Annotated in this window: 17 protein-coding genes; 2 read left to right on the top strand and 15 right to left on the bottom strand. The window is 44.1% G+C overall.

Annotated features, from left to right (window positions below; translation table 11 throughout):
• Nucleotides 1-93: 93 nt before the first annotated feature.
• The 11 genes from P1X15_RS04125 to P1X15_RS04175 all read right to left on the bottom strand — a co-directional run bounded on the left by P1X15_RS04125 (nt 94) and on the right by P1X15_RS04175 (nt 8,549).
• Complete coding sequence (locus tag P1X15_RS04125; protein ID WP_310586007.1) at nt 94-399, bottom strand: putative sulfate exporter family transporter; 306 nt, start codon at nt 397-399, stop codon at nt 94-96.
• 367 nt (nt 400-766) lie between these two features.
• Nucleotides 767-1,132 (bottom strand): hypothetical protein, encoded by a 366-nt coding sequence (locus tag P1X15_RS04130; protein WP_277336862.1) that lies wholly within the window; start codon nt 1,130-1,132, stop codon nt 767-769.
• A gap of 62 nt (nt 1,133-1,194) precedes the next feature.
• Nucleotides 1,195-2,091, bottom strand: a complete 897-nt coding sequence (locus P1X15_RS04135; RefSeq protein ID WP_277336863.1) for an ArdC family protein — start codon at nt 2,089-2,091, stop codon at nt 1,195-1,197.
• A gap of 189 nt (nt 2,092-2,280) precedes the next feature.
• Entirely contained in the window at nt 2,281-3,123 is an 843-nt protein-coding gene (locus tag P1X15_RS04140) for a zincin-like metallopeptidase domain-containing protein (protein WP_277336864.1), read from the bottom strand.
• A gap of 23 nt (nt 3,124-3,146) precedes the next feature.
• Nucleotides 3,147-3,617: a JAB domain-containing protein gene (locus P1X15_RS04145; protein WP_277336865.1), complete on the bottom strand. Its 471-nt coding sequence runs from the start codon at nt 3,615-3,617 to the stop codon at nt 3,147-3,149.
• Between the two features lie 16 nt (nt 3,618-3,633).
• Nucleotides 3,634-4,401 carry a toprim domain-containing protein gene (locus P1X15_RS04150; protein ID WP_277336866.1) on the bottom strand — a complete coding sequence of 256 codons (768 nt, stop codon included), beginning with the start codon at nt 4,399-4,401 and terminating at the stop codon, nt 3,634-3,636.
• 193 nt (nt 4,402-4,594) lie between these two features.
• Nucleotides 4,595-4,792, bottom strand: coding sequence for an AlpA family transcriptional regulator (locus P1X15_RS04155; protein ID WP_277336867.1), 198 nt, complete (start codon nt 4,790-4,792; stop codon nt 4,595-4,597).
• A gap of 219 nt (nt 4,793-5,011) precedes the next feature.
• Nucleotides 5,012-6,262: a phage integrase central domain-containing protein gene (locus P1X15_RS04160; protein WP_277336868.1), complete on the bottom strand. Its 1,251-nt coding sequence runs from the start codon at nt 6,260-6,262 to the stop codon at nt 5,012-5,014.
• Nucleotides 6,263-6,603: 341 nt separating this feature from the next.
• Nucleotides 6,604-7,500 (bottom strand): nucleotidyl transferase AbiEii/AbiGii toxin family protein, encoded by an 897-nt coding sequence (locus P1X15_RS04165; RefSeq protein ID WP_277336869.1) that lies wholly within the window; start codon nt 7,498-7,500, stop codon nt 6,604-6,606.
• Complete coding sequence (locus tag P1X15_RS04170) at nt 7,493-8,263, bottom strand: type IV toxin-antitoxin system AbiEi family antitoxin (RefSeq protein ID WP_277336870.1); 771 nt, start codon at nt 8,261-8,263, stop codon at nt 7,493-7,495. The genes P1X15_RS04165 and P1X15_RS04170 overlap by 8 nt, the downstream gene beginning before the upstream one ends.
• Nucleotides 8,264-8,378: 115 nt before the next feature.
• On the bottom strand, nt 8,379-8,549 hold the full coding sequence (locus P1X15_RS04175) for a hypothetical protein (protein WP_277336871.1): 171 nt from the start codon (nt 8,547-8,549) through the stop codon (nt 8,379-8,381).
• 490 nt (nt 8,550-9,039) lie between these two features.
• Between P1X15_RS04175 and P1X15_RS04180 the strand changes: the two genes are divergently transcribed.
• Nucleotides 9,040-14,631: a hypothetical protein gene (locus P1X15_RS04180; RefSeq protein ID WP_277336872.1), complete on the top strand. Its 5,592-nt coding sequence runs from the start codon at nt 9,040-9,042 to the stop codon at nt 14,629-14,631.
• Nucleotides 14,632-14,663: 32 nt separating this feature from the next.
• Here the strand turns inward: P1X15_RS04180 and P1X15_RS04185 are convergent, their stop codons facing one another.
• Genes P1X15_RS04185 through P1X15_RS04200 form a run of 4 tightly spaced genes read right to left on the bottom strand, consistent with a single transcriptional unit; the run spans nt 14,664 to nt 17,319 of the window.
• Nucleotides 14,664-15,143: a hypothetical protein gene (locus P1X15_RS04185; protein WP_277336873.1), complete on the bottom strand. Its 480-nt coding sequence runs from the start codon at nt 15,141-15,143 to the stop codon at nt 14,664-14,666.
• Nucleotides 15,144-15,179: 36 nt separating this feature from the next.
• Entirely contained in the window at nt 15,180-16,508 is a 1,329-nt protein-coding gene (locus P1X15_RS04190; protein ID WP_277336874.1) for a radical SAM protein, read from the bottom strand.
• Entirely contained in the window at nt 16,462-16,650 is a 189-nt protein-coding gene (locus tag P1X15_RS04195; RefSeq protein ID WP_277336875.1) for a hypothetical protein, read from the bottom strand. The genes P1X15_RS04190 and P1X15_RS04195 overlap by 47 nt, the downstream gene beginning before the upstream one ends.
• 12 nt (nt 16,651-16,662) lie before the next feature.
• A complete protein-coding gene (locus P1X15_RS04200) occupies nt 16,663-17,319 on the bottom strand; it encodes a recombinase family protein (RefSeq protein ID WP_277336876.1) in 657 nt (218 codons plus the stop codon).
• Nucleotides 17,320-17,796: 477 nt separating this feature from the next.
• Between P1X15_RS04200 and P1X15_RS04205 the strand changes: the two genes are divergently transcribed.
• Complete coding sequence (locus tag P1X15_RS04205; RefSeq protein WP_277336877.1) at nt 17,797-18,729, top strand: YafY family protein; 933 nt, start codon at nt 17,797-17,799, stop codon at nt 18,727-18,729.
• The last annotated feature ends 67 nt before the right edge of the window (nt 18,730-18,796 follow it).

Consider the following 18,796-nt stretch of genomic DNA (forward strand, 5'->3'; position numbering starts at 1 on the left):
ATTAAGTACATCCATTACGGCATGGAGCTGAGTGGTTATTGTCATTGGTTTATTAAATTAAGAATCAGTGTTGTAAGTTGCTTTGACGGCGGATCAGTTGAACAGTACGTAAGCTATCACCAGTGTAACGAAAATATTAAATGCCTGAGCGATTAAAAAGGCATATAAAGGTCGGCGATTATCTGCTTTCAGCAGATCTGCAAGACGGGTTTCTAAACCGATACTGATAAAAGCAAGCGCAAACCATAACCCCTGTAAACTTTTCAGACTCCCTTTCACCCCGTCAATCGTTTCTGCATTGAGCACAAACGAGAATAACAAGGAAGCTGCCATAAATCCCAGAATAAACTTGGGGAATCGCTTCCAAATTACTCCAGCCGACGGCTTACTTTTTTGAATTGCTAAGGTTCAAAAACACGCTCAGACATTTTTTAATTACAACAAAACAGACCCTAATGATTTTTTAAATAGTCCTCAATTCGTATCTCTCGCCCGATTGGAGGCTATTCACATTTAAACTTGGCGAACATATTGAAATAAAGATGATTAGTAATAGGGGTAGCTTTGCGTTATGTAGAGGCCTTACCGCTTGTGGATTATTTCGTAAAGGAGCGTGGCCTGGTAAATCGCTTAAACGCGGGACGGTGTATCCCGAATTGAAAGAAGAAATTCATGCCGCGAGCGACCATCACTTAATTATGGGTGGAACTTCAGTAATTGGCCTTAAAAAAAACTGGGCCGAGGCTATCCTCGGCCCAGTTGCAGCTTACATTTTTTTCGGTTTGTTCTTACGAACTACCAGCGAGACAGGTTGTCCCAAAACGGCCAGCGACAGATTAAATCCGTCTTTATCGCCATGTTCCCAAGCCACCCCAGTAATCATCCAATCTTGTTTTTCACTCCCTTCTTTGGCTTTCAGGTAGTAAGCCGTATGCGTAGGTGATTTTTTCGTTGGTTGATTTTCAGTTGTCATCATCAATTCTCCTTTTTTGTGTGGTAGATGATGGAAGCAAAACAGGCCCAAAAAGAACCAGATAGCTCCCCGAAGTAACACGAAGTCAGAGATGCTTTTTACTTTGTAAAAAGCAGGGATAAGCGCCAGCTGGTTTTTGAGGTTAGGCTGACTATTCATCAACACCTCAACAAAGGAGGCATTGAAAAATATCTGAGATGAAATAAGCAGCTCCCGCCTCCTCACGGCCCCTGTAACCCATGCAGATACTCCACGGCTTTCTGAGCATGAGATGCCGCCGTGAAAATAAAACGCTTGTCATCTCTGAGCACCTCTAACCACGATTGAAGGTAAGCCGCATGCTGTAGCTCCGGCATCGGTTCAAAACCAAGATCTGCGCCTAAAAAGCAGGCTCCGAGTTCGGCCACTAGTTCTTCCTTGGCGTACCCTTCATCGCCATAACGCTTGCGACCCAAATCACGATTCAAACGCGTGGGGTGTTTGGTCCAGTGACAAAGCTCGTGCGATAACACTGCATAATAGTCTTGGATTGTTTCAAAACGCTCCAATGGAGGCATCTCAATCCGGTCACTCAGCGAATAATACGCCGCCGATTTACCCCGCACAATCTCCGCTTTCGTTTGGCTAAAAAATGTCTCCAACTTTGCATCCCGCTCCATTGAAGGGGTAGTTTGCGTTTCAGCCACGGGATAGTAAGAAGCCGGTAAACCTTCGATTTGATCCGCGTTGAATACCGTGTAAGTTTTCAAAAAAGGAATCTGACGCAAGTCGGTTTCACCCTCGGGTGTCTGTTCTTCCCGCACCATTTTATCGGCATAGACCACCTGTTCACCCTTCTCGCCTTTGCGAACGTTGGCCTTTAGTTCTAAGGCTTGGTGAAAGGTCATCCAGTAGGGAGACTGGTAGCCTTTGTCGGCCGCCGTGGCCCACAACACCAAGGTGTTGATGCCGCTGTAAGGAACTTGGTTCCAACGCAATGGACGCCGCACCTTTCCCGCTAGGTGTTCACTGTTCCAGGGCTTGCGCCACGTCAGCTGGCCTTTTTCCAAATCCGCCAATAACTTGGCCGTTACGCGCTGGTAAATGTCACTTTTTTGCTCGGGGGTCGTGGATTTCATTAACGTGCTCCTTGGGTGAGTGCTTGGGGAGGTTTACACCGGAGTTCTTCCGCCCCCAGTGTCCACTGCTATTTTGGGTGGGGCGTGTGAGGCGAAAATAGGGGTTGACACCCAGGGCGGACTCCGGTAACTCCCCACCCTCGGCGCTGACCCAAGTCACGGTCAGATCCACGGCCTTTCGCTCCCCGCTCAACGGCATTCGAAAGTCTGCAAGTAACTCACCGATTCAACGGCGGCCCCGGCCAGCGATTCCAGGGGCGTTTCTGAGGCAGCTAACCAATGTCGCAGGTAACTCAGTTGGCGAGCCGAAGGAGCCAGACCCACCGTCGCCAACAAAAAACAGGCTCCCAGCTCCGCAATGACCTCTTCCTCGGCATCGCCTACCCTTTGATTCAAACGACGAGGGTGACGACTCCAGTGGATTAATTCGTGTGCCGCCGTGGCATAATACGCCGCCGCACTCTCAAACCACTCGAAAGCGGGCAACACCACTTGGTCGGACTCGGCCAAGTACATCGCTTCATTTCCCCGCACGATTTCCACTTTCGTGGCCACAAAAAAAGCCTCCAAAGTATCGTGGCGAGCATCGGGATTGCTTCCCCCTACTTTCTTTGGAAGCTCGTAGTAGCGAGCAGGTAAACCTGCCAGATCAGCCACGTTGTACACCGTGTAACTGCGGTAAAAGGCCAAGCCCTCCGCATAGTCACCGCCCATGGTAGCAGAACGCGTCTGGACGTAGCTAATCCGAACCCCTTGGGCTTGGTCTTTCAGCTCTCCTCCTAAACAAACCGCCCGTTGGTGAGTCATCCAATGTGGATAGGGATATTGCTCTTGGGTGGCCGCTGCCCACAATCTCAGCATATTGATACCTTGGTAAGGCTGGTCATTCCACCGCAAAGGACTCAGGATGTCATCCTCGGGATGCGGCTCATGCCAAGCCGGTTCCCATGCGAGCGCCGCCGTGGGCAAAGCCAAACTGATTTGCTGCGTCAATGCGGAGTAATCAAGTTGCGTGAGCTCGATTGTGGACACGATTTCACTGGCTCCTACCTCTTTCACGGCATCAACCCTTGGTCGGCCAGCGAGAGGTAATTGGCCGGGGTGACAATCAAATGATCCAACACCGGTAAATCCAGCAGTTTGCCGCCTTGACACAGTTTTCGGGTCAGTTCCAAATCCGCTTGACTGGCTTTCAAATGACCCGAGGGGTGATTGTGGGCCAAAATCAGCGAAGAGGCGTTGGCCTTCAAGGCCGTGGCAAACACTATTTTGGCATCTACCACGCAAGCCGCACTACCTCCCGTCGCAATTTGTGAAATCCCCAAGCAGTGATTTTGACGGTCCAGCAACAAAATCTTGAATTCTTCCACCAACTCCCAACGGTTTTCGTCCCAACACTGCCGCAGGATTTCGTAGGCCACCCCCGCCCGGTTGACCTGAATCCGGTCTTGGTAAGGGATTTTGTTGCGGTACACGATTTCCACTTCACTCACTTGATAGTACTGGGAAAGCCAATTTTGTTGCATGCCAACAATCCTCGTGCTAAAGCCGCAGGCCACGTTGGTGCATGTGCCACGCATTCACGTCGGGGTGGGGTGAGTACAAACGGTTGAGGGGCTGGTGTAACAAGCCTTGCTGGGTCTTACAAAAATCAGCTAAGCGTGCGGTGGCTTTCTCGCCCGCCGGGTCGTTGTCCAGCCACGTGTAGACCCGGCGATAACCATAGTTTTGTACATACGCCAACGCCTGCCCCAAACAGGAAACGGAGTTGAGCACAATCACATCTTGCCCAAAGCTGCTTTGGCCTGCTTGGCTGAGGGCCGAAAGGTAATCCATAAAGCCTTCGAAGAAGTGAATACTTTTCGCGGCTTTTCCCCGCACAAAACTCAGGGATTTGGGACGCAAACACCCCTTGAAGAAGGGGTTGCGGAGTTCGTAGCCCCCTTCTTCGTTGGCAAACCCCAGGCTGAAAAAATACTTGCCCGTGGCTTGGTTGCGTACCCGTAATTCTCGCAGGTGTTTGGCCGCTAACAGTGGCGCAATCCCGCGTTTTTCTACGTAATTCATCAATCCTCGGTGTTGCAGGGACCGATTGGAAATAAGCACCAATTCACTTTCAGGAAGGGCTTTTTCGGGGGGTGACCACAAGGGTACAGCAGCCCCACCCGTCATGTTACCTAGCCACCGCAGGGCATCGGGTAAAGTATGGGCTTCGTGGGTGGATTGCAGGTAACATTGCACCAAATCAATGCTGTCTCCTCCCTTGGCTTCCCCGAAGTCATACCAGCGGTTGGTGTGCAAATCGACCATAAAACTCGGGGTCTTTTCTTGCCTGAGGGGGGAGGAATACCAGGCTTTGCCGTTACGGATGCGAGCCGGTTCGGCCCCCAACAACCGCAGAATCTCGGGCAGCCCGATGGCTTTGGCTTGTGTTTTGTCCATGCCAATCCTTGTCCATAAATGAGAAGAAAATAAGGAAGAGAAGTCTAGGAGGGAAAAGACCTCAGGCCAAAAGGCGTTCTTCCAAAAACTTGTCGAGGTCACTGCGGCGGTAGCGAACCGAGCGGCCTACTTTGATGCATTTGAGGTTGTAGCGTTTTTTGCATTGCCATACCGCCAAGGTACCGGGGGAGAAACCCAAGTAGCGGGCGGCACTTTTGCGGTCCAAGAGCGGATCGGGGGGAAGGTGTTTCGGCGACATTGAGCTTTTTCCTTTGGTCGAAAAACAGTTCCAAACAACAACCTCCTACAAGGCTGTCTGGCATACCTAAGGGTTTTCAAACAGCAGTGTCAACTCAATCTGGAGTTGATTAATCACAATTAAACGCCATTTATGATTTACCAATTCTTCTGTCAATGAGGTATGTCACCTGATCTATTGCTGATTTGAAAATCTAAAGAATCATCGCATTTTCCAAGCTTAATCCTCATTCCCTCTTTTTGATTCGACTTGGTCAATGTAATCCGCGTATTCCTGCATCATTTTGATGCGTTGGGGTAAAAACAAGGCTCGATCATAAGCCCGGTCGACGCTGCTTTTGGGAACGTGGGCCAGTTGCCTGTCCGCAATCTCGTGTGCGTAACCCAATTTTTCTTTTAATATCCCTAAGGCCAAAGAGCGAAATCCGTGTCCGGTCATTTTGCCGCTGTAGCCCATACGTTTGATGGCCACTAGCATCGTGTTTTTGCTCATTGGCTTTCTGGGGTGATAATAACCCGGAAAGATAAATTCCCGCTCCCCATTCATTTCTTTCAGCTCCCTAAAAATCGCCAGCGCCTGCCGCGACAACGGAATCATATGAGGTAAATTCATCTTCATGCGCTCGGCGGGAATCACCCACATCGCTTTCTCAAAATGGATTTCTTCCCACTGGGCTTCCACCAATTCGCAGGTGCGAACAAACGTTAAAAGCAACAGCCTCAGGGCCAGAAAAGTTTGACGATGCACATGAGGTTGGTAATGAGTGAGACAGCTCAGAAATTCAGGAAATTCATCCACCGAAATGGCGGCATAATGTCCACTTTTGAATTTCTTCAAAGCCGCTTCTAAACCATAAGTAGGGTCATTCTCGGCCCGACCCGTAGCAATGGCGTATTTGAATACATGACTACACATGGCCTTCATCCTACGGGTAAGATCAGGGGCGGTCTTTTCCATTTTTTGAAGGCAGCTCAGCATCAGCAAAGGTTTGATTTCCGCCAGCGGAAACTCACCTAAAGAAGGGAATATATATTTCTCAAAACGGTGTTTGATGATTGCGGCGTGCTTGGGTTTCCACAAAGGAACTTGCTTATCGTACCATTCCATGGACATGGATTTAAAATCCAGTTGTTGCCGCAAAGCATTCGTTTGAGCGGTCTGCCAACGTTTTAAGACGGGATCCACCCCAAAACTTATTTCCTTTTTTATCTCTTCTTTGGCCTTGCGGGCATCCACAATGGAGACCGTCGGGTAGGCTCCCATGGAAATCCGTTTTTCTTTGCCATGAAGCCGGTACTTGAGCCGCCAGAGTTTGGTGCCCGCTGGGGTGACTTCCAAATACAGTCCTTCCCCGTCGGCCATTTTATAGGATTTGATTTTGGGTTTGGCGGCCTGACAGGCCCTATTTGTTAAAGGCATTACGATACCTCTTGATTTCTGTTGCTGAAAATTGCGGTAACTACCAGCCATTTCATGCCCCCAATCATGCCCCCACTTTTGGTTACTGTGGGTCTATGACAGGCATAAAGGGATAAACCAAGGATAGCTTTAACGTACTGCGAAAATTGAATAATTTTCGCGGTGGTAATGAGAAATAATGTCAGTAAAAAAAAGAATGGTGCCGGATGTCGCATCGCTATTTCCCCCTGAAGTACTTGAATTGATTAGGATTGTAACGGATATTGCGGTGGGATGCCCCCAATCATGCCCCCAAAGACGGTTAATGCCCGTTTAATATAGTTTATCATCTGCCTATTTTGTATGCAACTAAAGCTGGCAGGAAACGACTCTAAAGTACCCCAAAGTTGTTATCAACCCAGTTTTTCCTTCAACAACTCGTACTGCTGCCGATGTTTTTGCGGGTTGGTCTTTTTAAGTGTGGTCAGATTACGGAGTTTCCACTGAATAGAAGGAAATCGTTCAAAATCATAGATCGACCAGTCGGGATCGGCTTGTTTAAAACGCAACAGAAATGCTTTGTCTTGGTCGGTCAGCCGTTGATTGACCACTTCAACCAGGCGTTCTCTTACTGCCTCGTAGTCTTCGTAGGTAAATTCTTCATCACTCATGCCCGAAAATTGAGTGGCCAACGCGGAACGTTGGTCTTGGAAATTGGGCTTAATTACTTCGTGAATGGGTCGGTCGCTCCCCAACAAACAATACAGAAAGCCCGTGCGTATCTCATCGGAAAAACCTTCATTATCCAACAGGTATTTTACATCAAAGAGGTCACGCGGATGTTGTCGGTCCAGGGCTGCACAAATCTTCCCGCCGTAAAGTTGGCTCATCGGAACCACGGGAATCGACACAAAAGCTTCAAAATCGGTCTGGGCTTTGGCACATAAAGGCAGCTCTTTTGGAGCCTCAATAGTGCCTCTACCTACTAAATTGACCTCAAGCTTTACGTCCAACCCCTGAAACATAATTAAAAGCTTGCCAATATCCTGTTTATGTTGAACACGTACCCCTGAGATAAGCTTTTCCAGTCGGTGTTTGATTGAGGCAAGTGCTACGTTGATGTTGTGCAAAGACGTCTCTCGGTCTTCGACAGGAACGTAAGTAAGGTCGATGTCGATGGAGAGTCGTGGCATGTCTCGAACAAAGAGATTAATTGCCGTTCCTCCGTGTAAAGCAAAACAACCCACTTCTTTGATGAAGGGAATTACTTGGATAAGGAGTTGGACTTTCTTTCGGTAGGTTTCAAACATAATCGGCTAACTCTTTGGGAATGCTAATTTGGTATTGAGCGTTATAAACCCCTTTGGGTACAATAGTACGGTCGCCCGTTCCAAGCTGGATTTTTTCTTTATCTAAATAGGAAAGCACGGACAATTTGGCTTTGTCAGCCATGTACAAAAACAATCTTTTTACGCGCACGGAGTGGCAGGCTTCCAAAAGTTGTTGCATGAGCTGGGGTCGCAATGTGAGTAGCCCCTCCACGAGTTGATAACATTCCAGTAGGTCAAATGCTTTTGGACTGAGGTATAAGCATTCCAAGATGGCTCTTTCGGGAGCAGAGATTTTTAGTTGTACACCCTCATGTGGGTACATTGTAATACCTAACTCCGTGGGAAGCATAGAGGTTCTAACATGGTGTATCGGATGACCCCAATCAAAATCAGTAAACCATTTGGGGAGTTTCTCATTGAGGGTAGTAAACAAAAAAATGGTTTCTTGACCCAAACGAACATAATGAGAGCTTCCCCGTACCGAAAAGGCCGTTGGACCACCCACGTGTACTTCCAAGGCAAGCTGCTGTTGCAAACTGGCTACCCCGCCTTGCCATTCTACGGGTTCTTTGGGGCGTTTGTAGGCTCCTACGCCCAGCGCTTCCACCCAGCCGCTTTGTTGGTAACGTTGGGTCAACTGTCGTGATATGCCCATTCTATTAAGCCAAGCCGAGGTGACCACCTGACCTTTCGGCCAGTTGTTCAGTAAGTACTGTATTTTTATGTTATTTTGTAAACTCATAGTTTACTTATAATATCATTTTTAATAAAAGTCAACAGTTACAAACACAAACTTATTAAAAATAAGTTCTTTTGTCTACTTAAAGTTTACTTATATGATTATTTTTAATGATAACTCATTCTTGTGGCAAAGCGACAGCATGAGCATGTCTCACAAACCACCGAAAGTTCCTGACGACAGCGATGTGATTCTGATAGATATCCTTGGCTTTTACTTGTAATCGCAACGTAGTTAGTTCTGCTCTCACTTGGGTCTGAGCGGTTTCCTCGTGTGGCTCAAACATCATTCCCTGATTTTTTAGCCATTATATCTGGTCCTAACGGATTATATAGTTTGCCGAAATCATCATCTATTCTCTGTATCGGATATACACCTTTATTAATTCTTCAGGGAGTTTTGACAAAGAAGGGTAAAATGGAAGTTCCAAAAATATATTTCATAAAACATCTTTTTGTAAGCCTTCAGCTATAGGACCATCAGGGGTGCCAGCCTGCCCCTGATTGGCAAAGCATTAAACCATAAAAGTCAGGTATCTACTGCGATCTATGCTAGGCTATCCAATGACCCAGTAGCTAGTGGCGGCAATATTGCGTCAAAACTGATGATGCAAGGTAAAAAATAAAGCTGATAATTTATGATCACTTGCGCTTAATTAGTAATTTCAGCCACATACCGTTTCATTAACTAATAATGATTTTAGCTCTATACTATTTTAAAATAGGCATTTAGTATGTGATTATAATAGTTAATTCCAAGCCAACATTAATCTACTCACTGTGCTTTCCTCTGCCCATCAAGGTTATATTTATCAGGACATTCTGGGAGCCTATTTTGTTGCTCAGGAAATAGCTTTGGGAAGAGGATCAACGACTTTTGTCTTTGATCAAAAAAAAACGCCCTTGGGTGTACCTGACAAATTTGATGACCTTACCATATACCGGGAAGAAACGACAATTTATCTTCAGGTTAAGTACAGCAATGAGGAGAATCGGCACGCCTTAACCAAGCAGGATTTTTCTGCCGGCAGCTCCTATGATTTGGCTCTTTTTGACCTTTTCAAGACCTGGAATGCGCTTCATAAACCCGGTACTGTTTGGAAAGTCGGTTTGGCGTGGGACGAGCCTATTCCTGATGACCCGATATACAAGGTGCTTATTCATTTATCTAATTATGAAAGCCTTTTACCGGGTACAACGTGTTATCAATTTGACTGTGAAGTGCTTTGGCCTGAAGAAGGTGAGGTTCTATCTTCATGGAGTGCTCTGAAAAAAGAGTCAAAATCTATAGACAGAAAATTATTCAAATCATTTTTAGATTGCCTGATTATAGAAGTAGGCCTTCCGAAATCATCGCTTCTCCAAGACTATACTTATGGATTGGAAAATCTTTTAGCTCGTACTATTGAGATGATCGGTATCGGTATTTATCCGAACGATCACCTTTCAGTTCGTGATACAGCCGAAAGAATCTGCAGTATTGTGAGAACCAAAAGATCAACCGAAAACAGTGGTCGAATCTCTTGTGATGAAATTGCCAAAAAGGTGGATATTATCCAGTCTTATGGTGGATTTGAACAGAAATTCCCAATTGACGAAACGCTTCTGGTTACAACTCCTGAACGAGTAAATCAAGTTATTAAAGCTTTAGAAGATCATCGTTCAGTTGTGCTTACTGCCGAGCCGGGTGCAGGAAAATCATGGTTTATTGAGAATCTTGAGAAACATTTGACTGATACCACTCAGATCATCAAGCATTATTGTTATACTGCTCTTGAGGACCCGCTTTCACTCAAAAGAATCACTGTCAATGTCTTATACGGAAATCTTATCACTCAACTAATAAAAAGTGATGAAGGCTTAATAGGCGTAAAGGCAAAGAGGTATGCTTCTAATTTGGAAGAGTTGAACTTGCTTTTAAAAAACATTGAGAAAAAAACGCTCCTGATTATTGATGGAATTGATCACATATGGAGGGTTTATCAAAAAAACAGAGGGGGGATTACTGAGGACGAAACGACAATTCTGAAAGCGCTCTCACAACTCGATTGTTCTAACCCAAATATTTCGATCCTAGTCGTCTCACAGCCCATTGAACAATTAAGTACGCTTACCCCGTTTTATCCCTGTACATTAGCCCCTCTTCCGGAATCATTTGTAATAACATTGTTAGAGAAATATGCTATTCCAAACAGCGTAATTAATAAGGTATCACTTTCAACTATAATTTATCAGAAAAGTAACGGGAATGCCCTGTATTGTAAGTATCTGATTGAACATGCTTTATCGAACAAGGCAAATTATTCATTTGAGTGGATTCATTCTCTTCCACCCTATCAATATAATCTGACCGGGTATTATCAATATCTCTACGAACAAATTCATGGAGATTCAGGTGTTCCTTATGCACTGTGCGGAGCGGATTTTTCATTGACTGAAGATGAGCTTAAACAAATTACTTACCTTGGAAACAGTGTTACCGGGCAGCTCAATACGTTGAGGCCGGTTCTCAAGTTTAAAACCGCCTATGGATATTCTATCTATCACGAAAGTTTTAAGCGTTTTGTCATTGACAGGATAAAATCAAGTGGTGCTTCCATTGAACATTTAATCTATCAACCCCTCATAAAATGGCTTGAAACACATTCTTTTTTTGAGTCGACAAAAGCGTATGGGCATCTTTTAAAACTCTACTACGAAGTTGATTTTTACGATAAAATTGCCAAAACAATTGCCATAGATTTTGTTGATAACAGTTTATACTACGCTCAGCCCTTCCATACAATATTTCAAAATCAACGTCTTCAGAAGGCCGCTCTTGCCTATGTTGATGGATTTGCTCCCCTAATCATCATCGCAGAACAATCCAAAATTATCTATGAACTTGAGCATATCTCCGGAAATACCCTCATCAATTATCTAAAAGCCACTCAGAGAATCCACGGAGATGAATTCATGGAGCGGGTTCTTTGGGACGGGGAGCGTTTATTAATCGCGCAGAAAGAAGCTTTGCATTTTCTTACTGAACGAGCATATGCCGGAGAGCCTGTTATCCACTGGTCAATAATTACCTTTCCTTTGGGTATCTCCTATGATCTGCTTGGCTTAGTCGCAATCAAACATCTTCATACAAGGCAGTATGACAAGTTTGATGAAATGATCAAAAAAGTGTACGAAAACCCGAACTATCGAACCGCCTTCAACAATATACTAAATGAAACAGAGTGGTGGACCATACACTTTGGTGATGGCTGGATTGCAAATACGACCTATTTCCAAAGCATACTTGCTGCCTACAAACCTTCTGTTTCAACGATTGGTCAAGCCGTTGAACGTATCATTTCAAATGAAAGGTTTGCATTTGATGACAACTGGCAGGGAATGGTTCGTGATCTTGTAGCCGTAACAAAAACAGCAACGCAAGAAGAGTTGGAAGGTGCGATAAGATCTCTTTCCCATTATAATTGGTTTCGGAATTGGCTGATTTATCTTATAAAGGTCACTGAACTATCGCAAAGAAATCATCGAAGCGAAGAACTTATTGAGGCATTTACCTATCTTGTTCGTGACCTTGACCCTTTTAAGGGCGAACCACGCGTCTGTGATCTCTACAGCCAACTTTCTTTTATCAAAAAGTCGTTTCACCAAGGCTTATTGCTTTGCAAAGCAGATGAGCAGCGTCTACTCTCGTGTTGTCAGCTTCTGGAGAAAGTAACTGAAGTTACAACGAGCCTTCAAGGTTCTTACAGCGGCCCGCTAACTGATGAGGAGTATCTGGAACTGATTGCTAATTATCTGTCCGGGGGATATGTGATTGCTAAATATGAGGAATATTTTGCACCGTTAGGGTCGAGAAAATACTATTCCGATGTAGCTGAAATTGCCTTTGAATATGCCTATATACTAAGCAAGTCAGGGAGAGTAGAAGAAGCGAAAGCGAAGTATAAAGAAGGGATTGAGGCACTTACTGCCTATGGATACAGGAAAGACCGTACCTTAAGTGAAATATTAGACTGCAGTGTTCCTTATCAACAATCTTACGGAACACTGACCATAGACTGGTTTTATGAACTTTATCATATGGCCATGACTGTCGTCACCCATACTGACGGAAGATCCACCTCCGGATATCCAGTTGAGTGGTTTGAAGAATTTACCAAGGTATATCCAAATGAGGCACTGCGATTTTTAGTGAGTGAAACACTTGAAAATTCAGCCTCATGCTGGCATCAGGAAGAAGAATTTCTTCATATATTAGAGGAATACCCCTCGCTCTTTACCCCAACGCAGTGGTTTCTTCTGTGCAGGTCCCTTCCATTTGCATCATCAGATACTTTGGTCAGTCATGGATTATTATTTTCAGATCGAATTGATTCGCAATTGCAGGTGGTCTATCGCAGATGGTTGCAAACCTTACCTTATACTTTGTACAAAAATGAAGAATCAACCTATCCTGCTGAAATAGTTACTCAATATGATCAACAATTTGGTATTACACTACAACTGAAAGAAGAAAAAGAAAAGTCAAATGACATACCTGAAGAAACAACAGCATGTACATTTTCTGCAACATCAATTGAAGAAGTACTCGCGTTTCTGGAAAACAACAAATTGCAGTCGCCTCACAAACAAGCAGTTATAGACTTAATTTCTTCTTCTACTGATTGGGACAAAAAAAAATCACTACTACGTCAGGTTGCACGTAGTTTTAGATATGAAAATGAAGCTGATAAGTGGGCGGAGCATTTTTTACAACCAAAACAAGTTGAATGGCTCTATTGGAATATTTATCTATTTATATTCCTTACTGATGGCTGGTCCGGCCTTCATTACACAAAATATCTTAAGCGTGCCTATGAAGATAACCCTTCTCAAACACTTTTGATCCTAAAAGAGATTTTGGCAGACTTGTTAGCTGATGAAAAGTACCCGGGTCGTATATCTTGTAATCTCATCAAAGCATTGTGTGAATTACAAGTAGCTGAATCTCTGGTGCGTGATCTTCTGCATATAACATTTCAGATTGTAAAGCGTCGCCTCCCTCATCCCCCGAACTCAGCAATAAATGAGTCCATTTATCAGGGTCTTGAAGGGTTTAGTCGTGATGAAATCGTGGTTGCATTATTAATTGCCAGGCTAAAAACACTAACCACTGAAAAAACACAGGGTATTCTGTGGTCACTTACTTATCTGGCGCAAACAAAACCGGAAACACTTATTAAACCTTATAGCTGGGTATTTTCAAATAGTACATTTTTATTACCTATACACAGAGCGGTACTTCTTCAAATTCTTAAGGAATATGTTGATCCAACCCTTCTTCCTGACAATCTCATAGGCCAATTTTTTAAATTATATCCGACGGGTTTCTTTCTGGAAGATCAATACATCCGTTCTTTTGTCAACTATGCTATTGAATTGGATGAGACCGCTGCAATAAGAATTCAACATGAATCCAGTTTATATGATGATGGGTTCTTTTTACACATTCATCCAAAATATATTAGTATACATAAACATTTGGGCACTCTTACAGGTACATATAATGCGTACGCCCGTAAAAGAGACGAGATTATTAAAAAGCACAAGTCTTATTATATAAGAACTGAGGAAATAATTACTCCCATTGTACCTCTTGCTAATGCAACTTACGAGATATTAAACAGTCAGTTTTATTTGGAATTAAAGGATCTTACCTACTATATTCATCCGGCCTACATTTGTAATTTGGACTTTTTTTTACCGGAAATTATTTTGCAAGTTGGTTCTTTAGCGCGCAGGCCTTCATGGATACCAACACCAACAAATTTTCCATCTTTTGAAATACGAAATACAGATTCTGCCTTTGGGAATGAAAGTTGGCTACTACTTGCATTAAAAGAAAAAGAACTATATGGCGAAAGTTTTAAACCAAAGCAAACTCGACACTCATTTGTAATGCTAACAATTGGCGATAAATCAAAACCTAGCGAAGGGTTGTATGCGAAGTATCTTTTCAGGGTGAATCAGTACTCGGAAAGGGAGATTGAAAATGCATCATTTGATTCACCGATCTGTAGACTTGATATTTGGGACACACTTGAGCGTTCGAATATTCTCTTTGTATCGGCCTATATCATAAAAAGTCTGGGATTAACAATCAAATCCGATTTTCATGCAGGTTTACAGGCCATCAATTCTTCCGGGGAAATTATTATAAAAATGATTAACTGGAAAGAAGCCTACTATGGAAGTATAAGTGACGGAACAGAAGTTCCAAGTCTGGAAGGAGTCGCTGTAGTTATAAGGCAAGATTACTACCAACGGCTTTTGGCGCTTTATCACAACAAAAGTTGGTTCCTATTACAACAAAAAGAAAATATAGACGACTGACCTATCTATACATATTATTAAAAAGGACTGAATTAATCTAATCTTCTATCATATCTGGAAAACCATTGAAGATTTCTCTCTGTGGTAAATTTATTATCATAAATGTCCCGACATTCAGCTTTCAACGATATTGGCGCAAGCTGTTTTCTTACATTATCTTTTTCGGCTTCACCCTCATGGTCTTCAAACTGAGTTTCAAAAACAATCAAATGGGCGTTGGGTAAAACAACTCTTTTTAAGGTATCACTCGCCGCTATGGACAGATAGCTTCTTCGATCCAATTCCAGGCAATCTTCGAGCTTCGTATACTGCTTTTCTTCTTTGATGAATGTCAGTCGATCAATGATCATCGGGCCCATGCCGTTATTGCGTAGGTAAATGTATATTCGGTTTCGGTGATCCACTACGTCAATTTGAGCTAAGGGTTTAAGCGATTTTTCATTATGAACCCGTTGCAGATACAACTGATAAAACGTGGCTAGTAACGCTAAGGTAGAAATGATGATTGACAACAAGGAGCACCTGCCGTTCAGAAAGTGTTTCGATGGTTACATCATTCCGTAATCCCGCAATAATTTCAACCGTTCCCTCGCCTGAAGCTCATAAATCAGGGGAATAAAGCGGTGATAAATACTGCACTGCGGGTCTCTGCCATTGACTCGGTAGACGGGGCAACCGCTGGTACAGATGGACTTGTATTTGCATAAAGAACAATCGGCTGATTTCATGTCTTGGAGGTGAACGCCCTGCTCAATCATATCTACCAAATCCATCCCCTCTTCAAAAACAGAGAACGAAGGTTGAGCAGTATCGCCAAAATGAACATGGCAGTAATTCAGTCTCCCGTCAACATAAATAGCCCCGCCCGAGAATCCCGAAGCACAGGTCTGAAAACCCAACTCATTGGTCTTAAGATCACAGAATTGATGGCGGCGTGAAAATGACCAGCCGGTCAGAATGGCCTCTTCCATGACTGTATAGGATTCCGAAAGGCATCGTTCCAGCAATTCGGCATTAATGGCTTCACCCCTGACGATGGAGTATCGGAACGGAATGTCCAAATCAATCAGGTAACGGGTCAATTCGGGCAACCCTTCCAAATTACCGTTCGTGACTACTGTATTAGTGGAGACCGGAATGTTATGGGCTAATAATTTTCGGAGATTGGCATTAATCACCTTGAATGTGCCTACCCCGGCTTTGAATTGACGAACCCTGTCGTGGTGCCTATCCAACCCGTCCAGTGAAACCCCGAAACTGATAGCGTGCTCTTTTGAAAATGTGATGATCTCGTCCGTTAAAATCGTCAGGTTGGTAATAAAGGCAATTTCCAATTCACAATCTAATTCCTGTAAAGTTCGTTTCGCTTCGGGAATAAATTCTTTCCACGATTTGAACTGAGTTAACGGTTCTCCCCCTGCCAGTCTGAACTTTATTTTACGGATATTCCGCTTGGTAACGGTTTCAATTAACTTGTGCAATAATTGTCGTTTGGTCGCTTCCGACATTCCGCCCGTGGAATTAAGCGTGGAAATATAACAGTAGCTACAACTCAGATTACATTTGTTGGTCGTATGTATCCAGAAATTCAGTGACTCCGGCGCGACGGGTTTCTTAGGTTGGCTAAAATCATCATCAAATCGGATCAGCTCGGTTTTTGACAACATGCCTAAAAAACGTTCCAAGCTATCAGCCGGAAGACCCAATTTTGTGCAAAGTGCGGCATTGGTTGTTTTCCCGTCAATGGCCGTGAGAATGTGGTACTGCACTTGGTTCAGAATGCGCAGTGAATTCGGAAAGGAGCAGTTGACGGCGTAGAAATGCTTCGTATCAAGCGGTCGCAGGAGCAGATTCGGTGACTTTTTTGGGGTCAACATATTCGTAGGTTGAGCGGATAGGATCGTTTGCACAATCACAATTGGCATTGACAGAAGTGATGTTCAAAGCACCTGCTCCAAGCTTTTTTTCTAACAGGGTAACATCATCAAAAAGAAGGTCATTTTCAGTGGCGTAATTCATAGATAATGAAAGTTAAGGTGAAGTCATTGTATATTTTAATCGATTCATTAGAATCCCCACTGTGCTCGGATGCCAACGGCCCTCTCCGCGAAAAGTAGGGATATGCCTTTTATTAAGTTCTCGGCAAACGGCTCTTACAGAAGTGATCCCCTTATTTTTTAATCTTGTAATCACCGGGGATAATTGCAGGGCAAACTCTTGGGCGGCTTTTTTATTGGCAATGGCCAGCATGGTTCCATTTTTGCCCAAGATTACCCCTCGTCTTTTGGCGGCACACAAGGCCTCTTTTGTGTTTTCACTGATACGTTGGCGCTGATCTTCCGCCACTGCGGCTAAAATGTGAATGGTAAATCGGTTGGCGTGTGGATTATCAGTTACGACAATTTCCACATTCGATTTAACAATCCCAGCAATTTGCTCCACATCCCGACCCAACCGGTCAAGTCTTGCCACTACCAGCATCGCATTCGTCTCTCGGCACATTTCAAGTGCTTGCAACAGGCCAAACCTGCCTTTACGGGTTGACTTTACTTCCATGATTTCATGAATCACCTCATACCCGCTAAGCTTACAGTAATTCTGCACAGCCATTTGTTGTGCTTCCAGCCCAAGGCCACTTTTGCCTTGCCGATGAGTGGAAACCCTATAATATGCAATCACCTGTTTCATAGTCCGTTATCCTCTATTCTGTCCGTGAGTAAGCCATCGTTTATATTTGAACAGGTTTGGCTTAAAATCCCGTTAGCTGATGAAATCGGGAAGCTGTAACTCAATCACTTAATAGGGAGGGGTAGCTTAAAAAGAGCGGTTTTTGTCCATGGGTTAACGATGGTTTACTCCTAGACAAAACTTCCCGCAAAAATATTTTTTGAAGACAGGGAAACCGGCCTTTTTCGGGTAAAATCACTCAAAAAGATTTCGTTGGGCGATGGGCTTATCGTGAATCATCAACTCAATGGTCGCTCTTGGAGTTTACTCAATCGGGGTGGTAAGTCATTGTAGGTGTCGTTGAAGTTATAGACGCATGGGGAGAACTATCTGCTACCAAAAAGCCATTAATACCGTTTGATAACTATTTAATATTTTAGTTGTGAGCTTTCAAAAACTCAGGTATTTTTTGGCCAAAATCCTTTTAACCTTTCTACTTTGACGATAGCTGCCACCCTCCGACGCCACTTATGTATCATTCGGGCTGTTCAACCGCCGTTTGTTTATCCTTCTAAAGAAAAATTATTTGAGCTTCTTAGGGAAGACGGGGTTCTTGATTATTCCGAGAGCTCATTTGAGCGCGACAAAAAAGATATTACTAAGGAATATGGCATTTATATTAAACACAACAAACGCCGAAACGGCTACTACATCAACCTCAACGAAGACGACGAGGATATTACCGATTTCAAGGCGTTTGTGGAGCTACTCGAACGCCGCGAACGACTAGAGTTTGTCAAGCAAACCTTGACGGGACTACAGGAGATTGGACGTTATCTGCAATTGGAGAAAAACCCTCATTTTGCTGGTATCGACCATTTGCCTAAGCTCTGGGAAGCTTTACGGGCTCAGCGGGTCATTTCGTTTAGATACAGCGCTTACGCCCAAACCACCACCCCCGTGCAGACACGTTTGATAGAGCCGGGGCTATTGTTTGAATACAAAAACCGTTGGTATTTGGACGGATGGGACATAAACAAAAAGGAAGTGCGAACGTTTGGTCTCGACCGTATGACTCTGCTCCAACTGACTGACAAATATATTTCCCAAAACCGCAGCCATGAATATCGTGCCATGCGCCGACACGTCATCGGCGTCAACTCCGCGCCCGACAATGAACCTGTGCGGGTGGTATTGCGCCTGACCGCCTTACAGGCCAATTATCTTCAATCCCTGCCACTGCATCCTTCTCAACGAACCCTCCCACAAACCTCTCCCGACTATGTTGATTTTGAATTGAGGGTGGTTTTAAACAAAGAGCTCGAAATAGAAATCCTCGGCATGGGCGAAGCCGTGGAGGTACTTGAGCCTGCGGAGCTACGGGAGACGATTAGAAAGCGTATTGAAGCAACCTTTCAAAAATATCTGTAATTTTTTTCAACATTTTGACATGACTCTCACGATTTGAGAGTCATGCCCTCTAATCTTTGGCACATCA

The sequence above is a fragment of the Runella sp. MFBS21 genome (assembly GCF_029433105.1).
GTDB lineage: Bacteria > Bacteroidota > Bacteroidia > Cytophagales > Spirosomataceae > Runella.

Coding starts and splice junctions, on each gene's coding strand:
- P1X15_RS04130 (WP_277336862.1), bottom strand. CDS start 1,132: ATGAATAGTCAGCCTAACCTCAAAAACCAGCTGGCGCTTATCCCTGCT.
- P1X15_RS04135 (WP_277336863.1), bottom strand. CDS start 2,091: ATGAAATCCACGACCCCCGAGCAAAAAAGTGACATTTACCAGCGCGTA.
- P1X15_RS04145 (WP_277336865.1), bottom strand. CDS start 3,617: ATGCAACAAAATTGGCTTTCCCAGTACTATCAAGTGAGTGAAGTGGAA.
- P1X15_RS04150 (WP_277336866.1), bottom strand. CDS start 4,401: ATGGTCGATTTGCACACCAACCGCTGGTATGACTTCGGGGAAGCCAAG.
- P1X15_RS04155 (WP_277336867.1), bottom strand. CDS start 4,792: ATGTCGCCGAAACACCTTCCCCCCGATCCGCTCTTGGACCGCAAAAGT.
- P1X15_RS04160 (WP_277336868.1), bottom strand. CDS start 6,262: ATGGCTGGTAGTTACCGCAATTTTCAGCAACAGAAATCAAGAGGTATC.
- P1X15_RS04165 (WP_277336869.1), bottom strand. CDS start 7,500: ATGTTTGAAACCTACCGAAAGAAAGTCCAACTCCTTATCCAAGTAATT.
- P1X15_RS04170 (WP_277336870.1), bottom strand. CDS start 8,263: ATGAGTTTACAAAATAACATAAAAATACAGTACTTACTGAACAACTGG.
- P1X15_RS04175 (WP_277336871.1), bottom strand. CDS start 8,549: ATGATGTTTGAGCCACACGAGGAAACCGCTCAGACCCAAGTGAGAGCA.
- P1X15_RS04190 (WP_277336874.1), bottom strand. CDS start 16,508: ATGTTGACCCCAAAAAAGTCACCGAATCTGCTCCTGCGACCGCTTGAT.
- P1X15_RS04195 (WP_277336875.1), bottom strand. CDS start 16,650: ATGAATTACGCCACTGAAAATGACCTTCTTTTTGATGATGTTACCCTG.
- P1X15_RS04200 (WP_277336876.1), bottom strand. CDS start 17,319: ATGAAACAGGTGATTGCATATTATAGGGTTTCCACTCATCGGCAAGGC.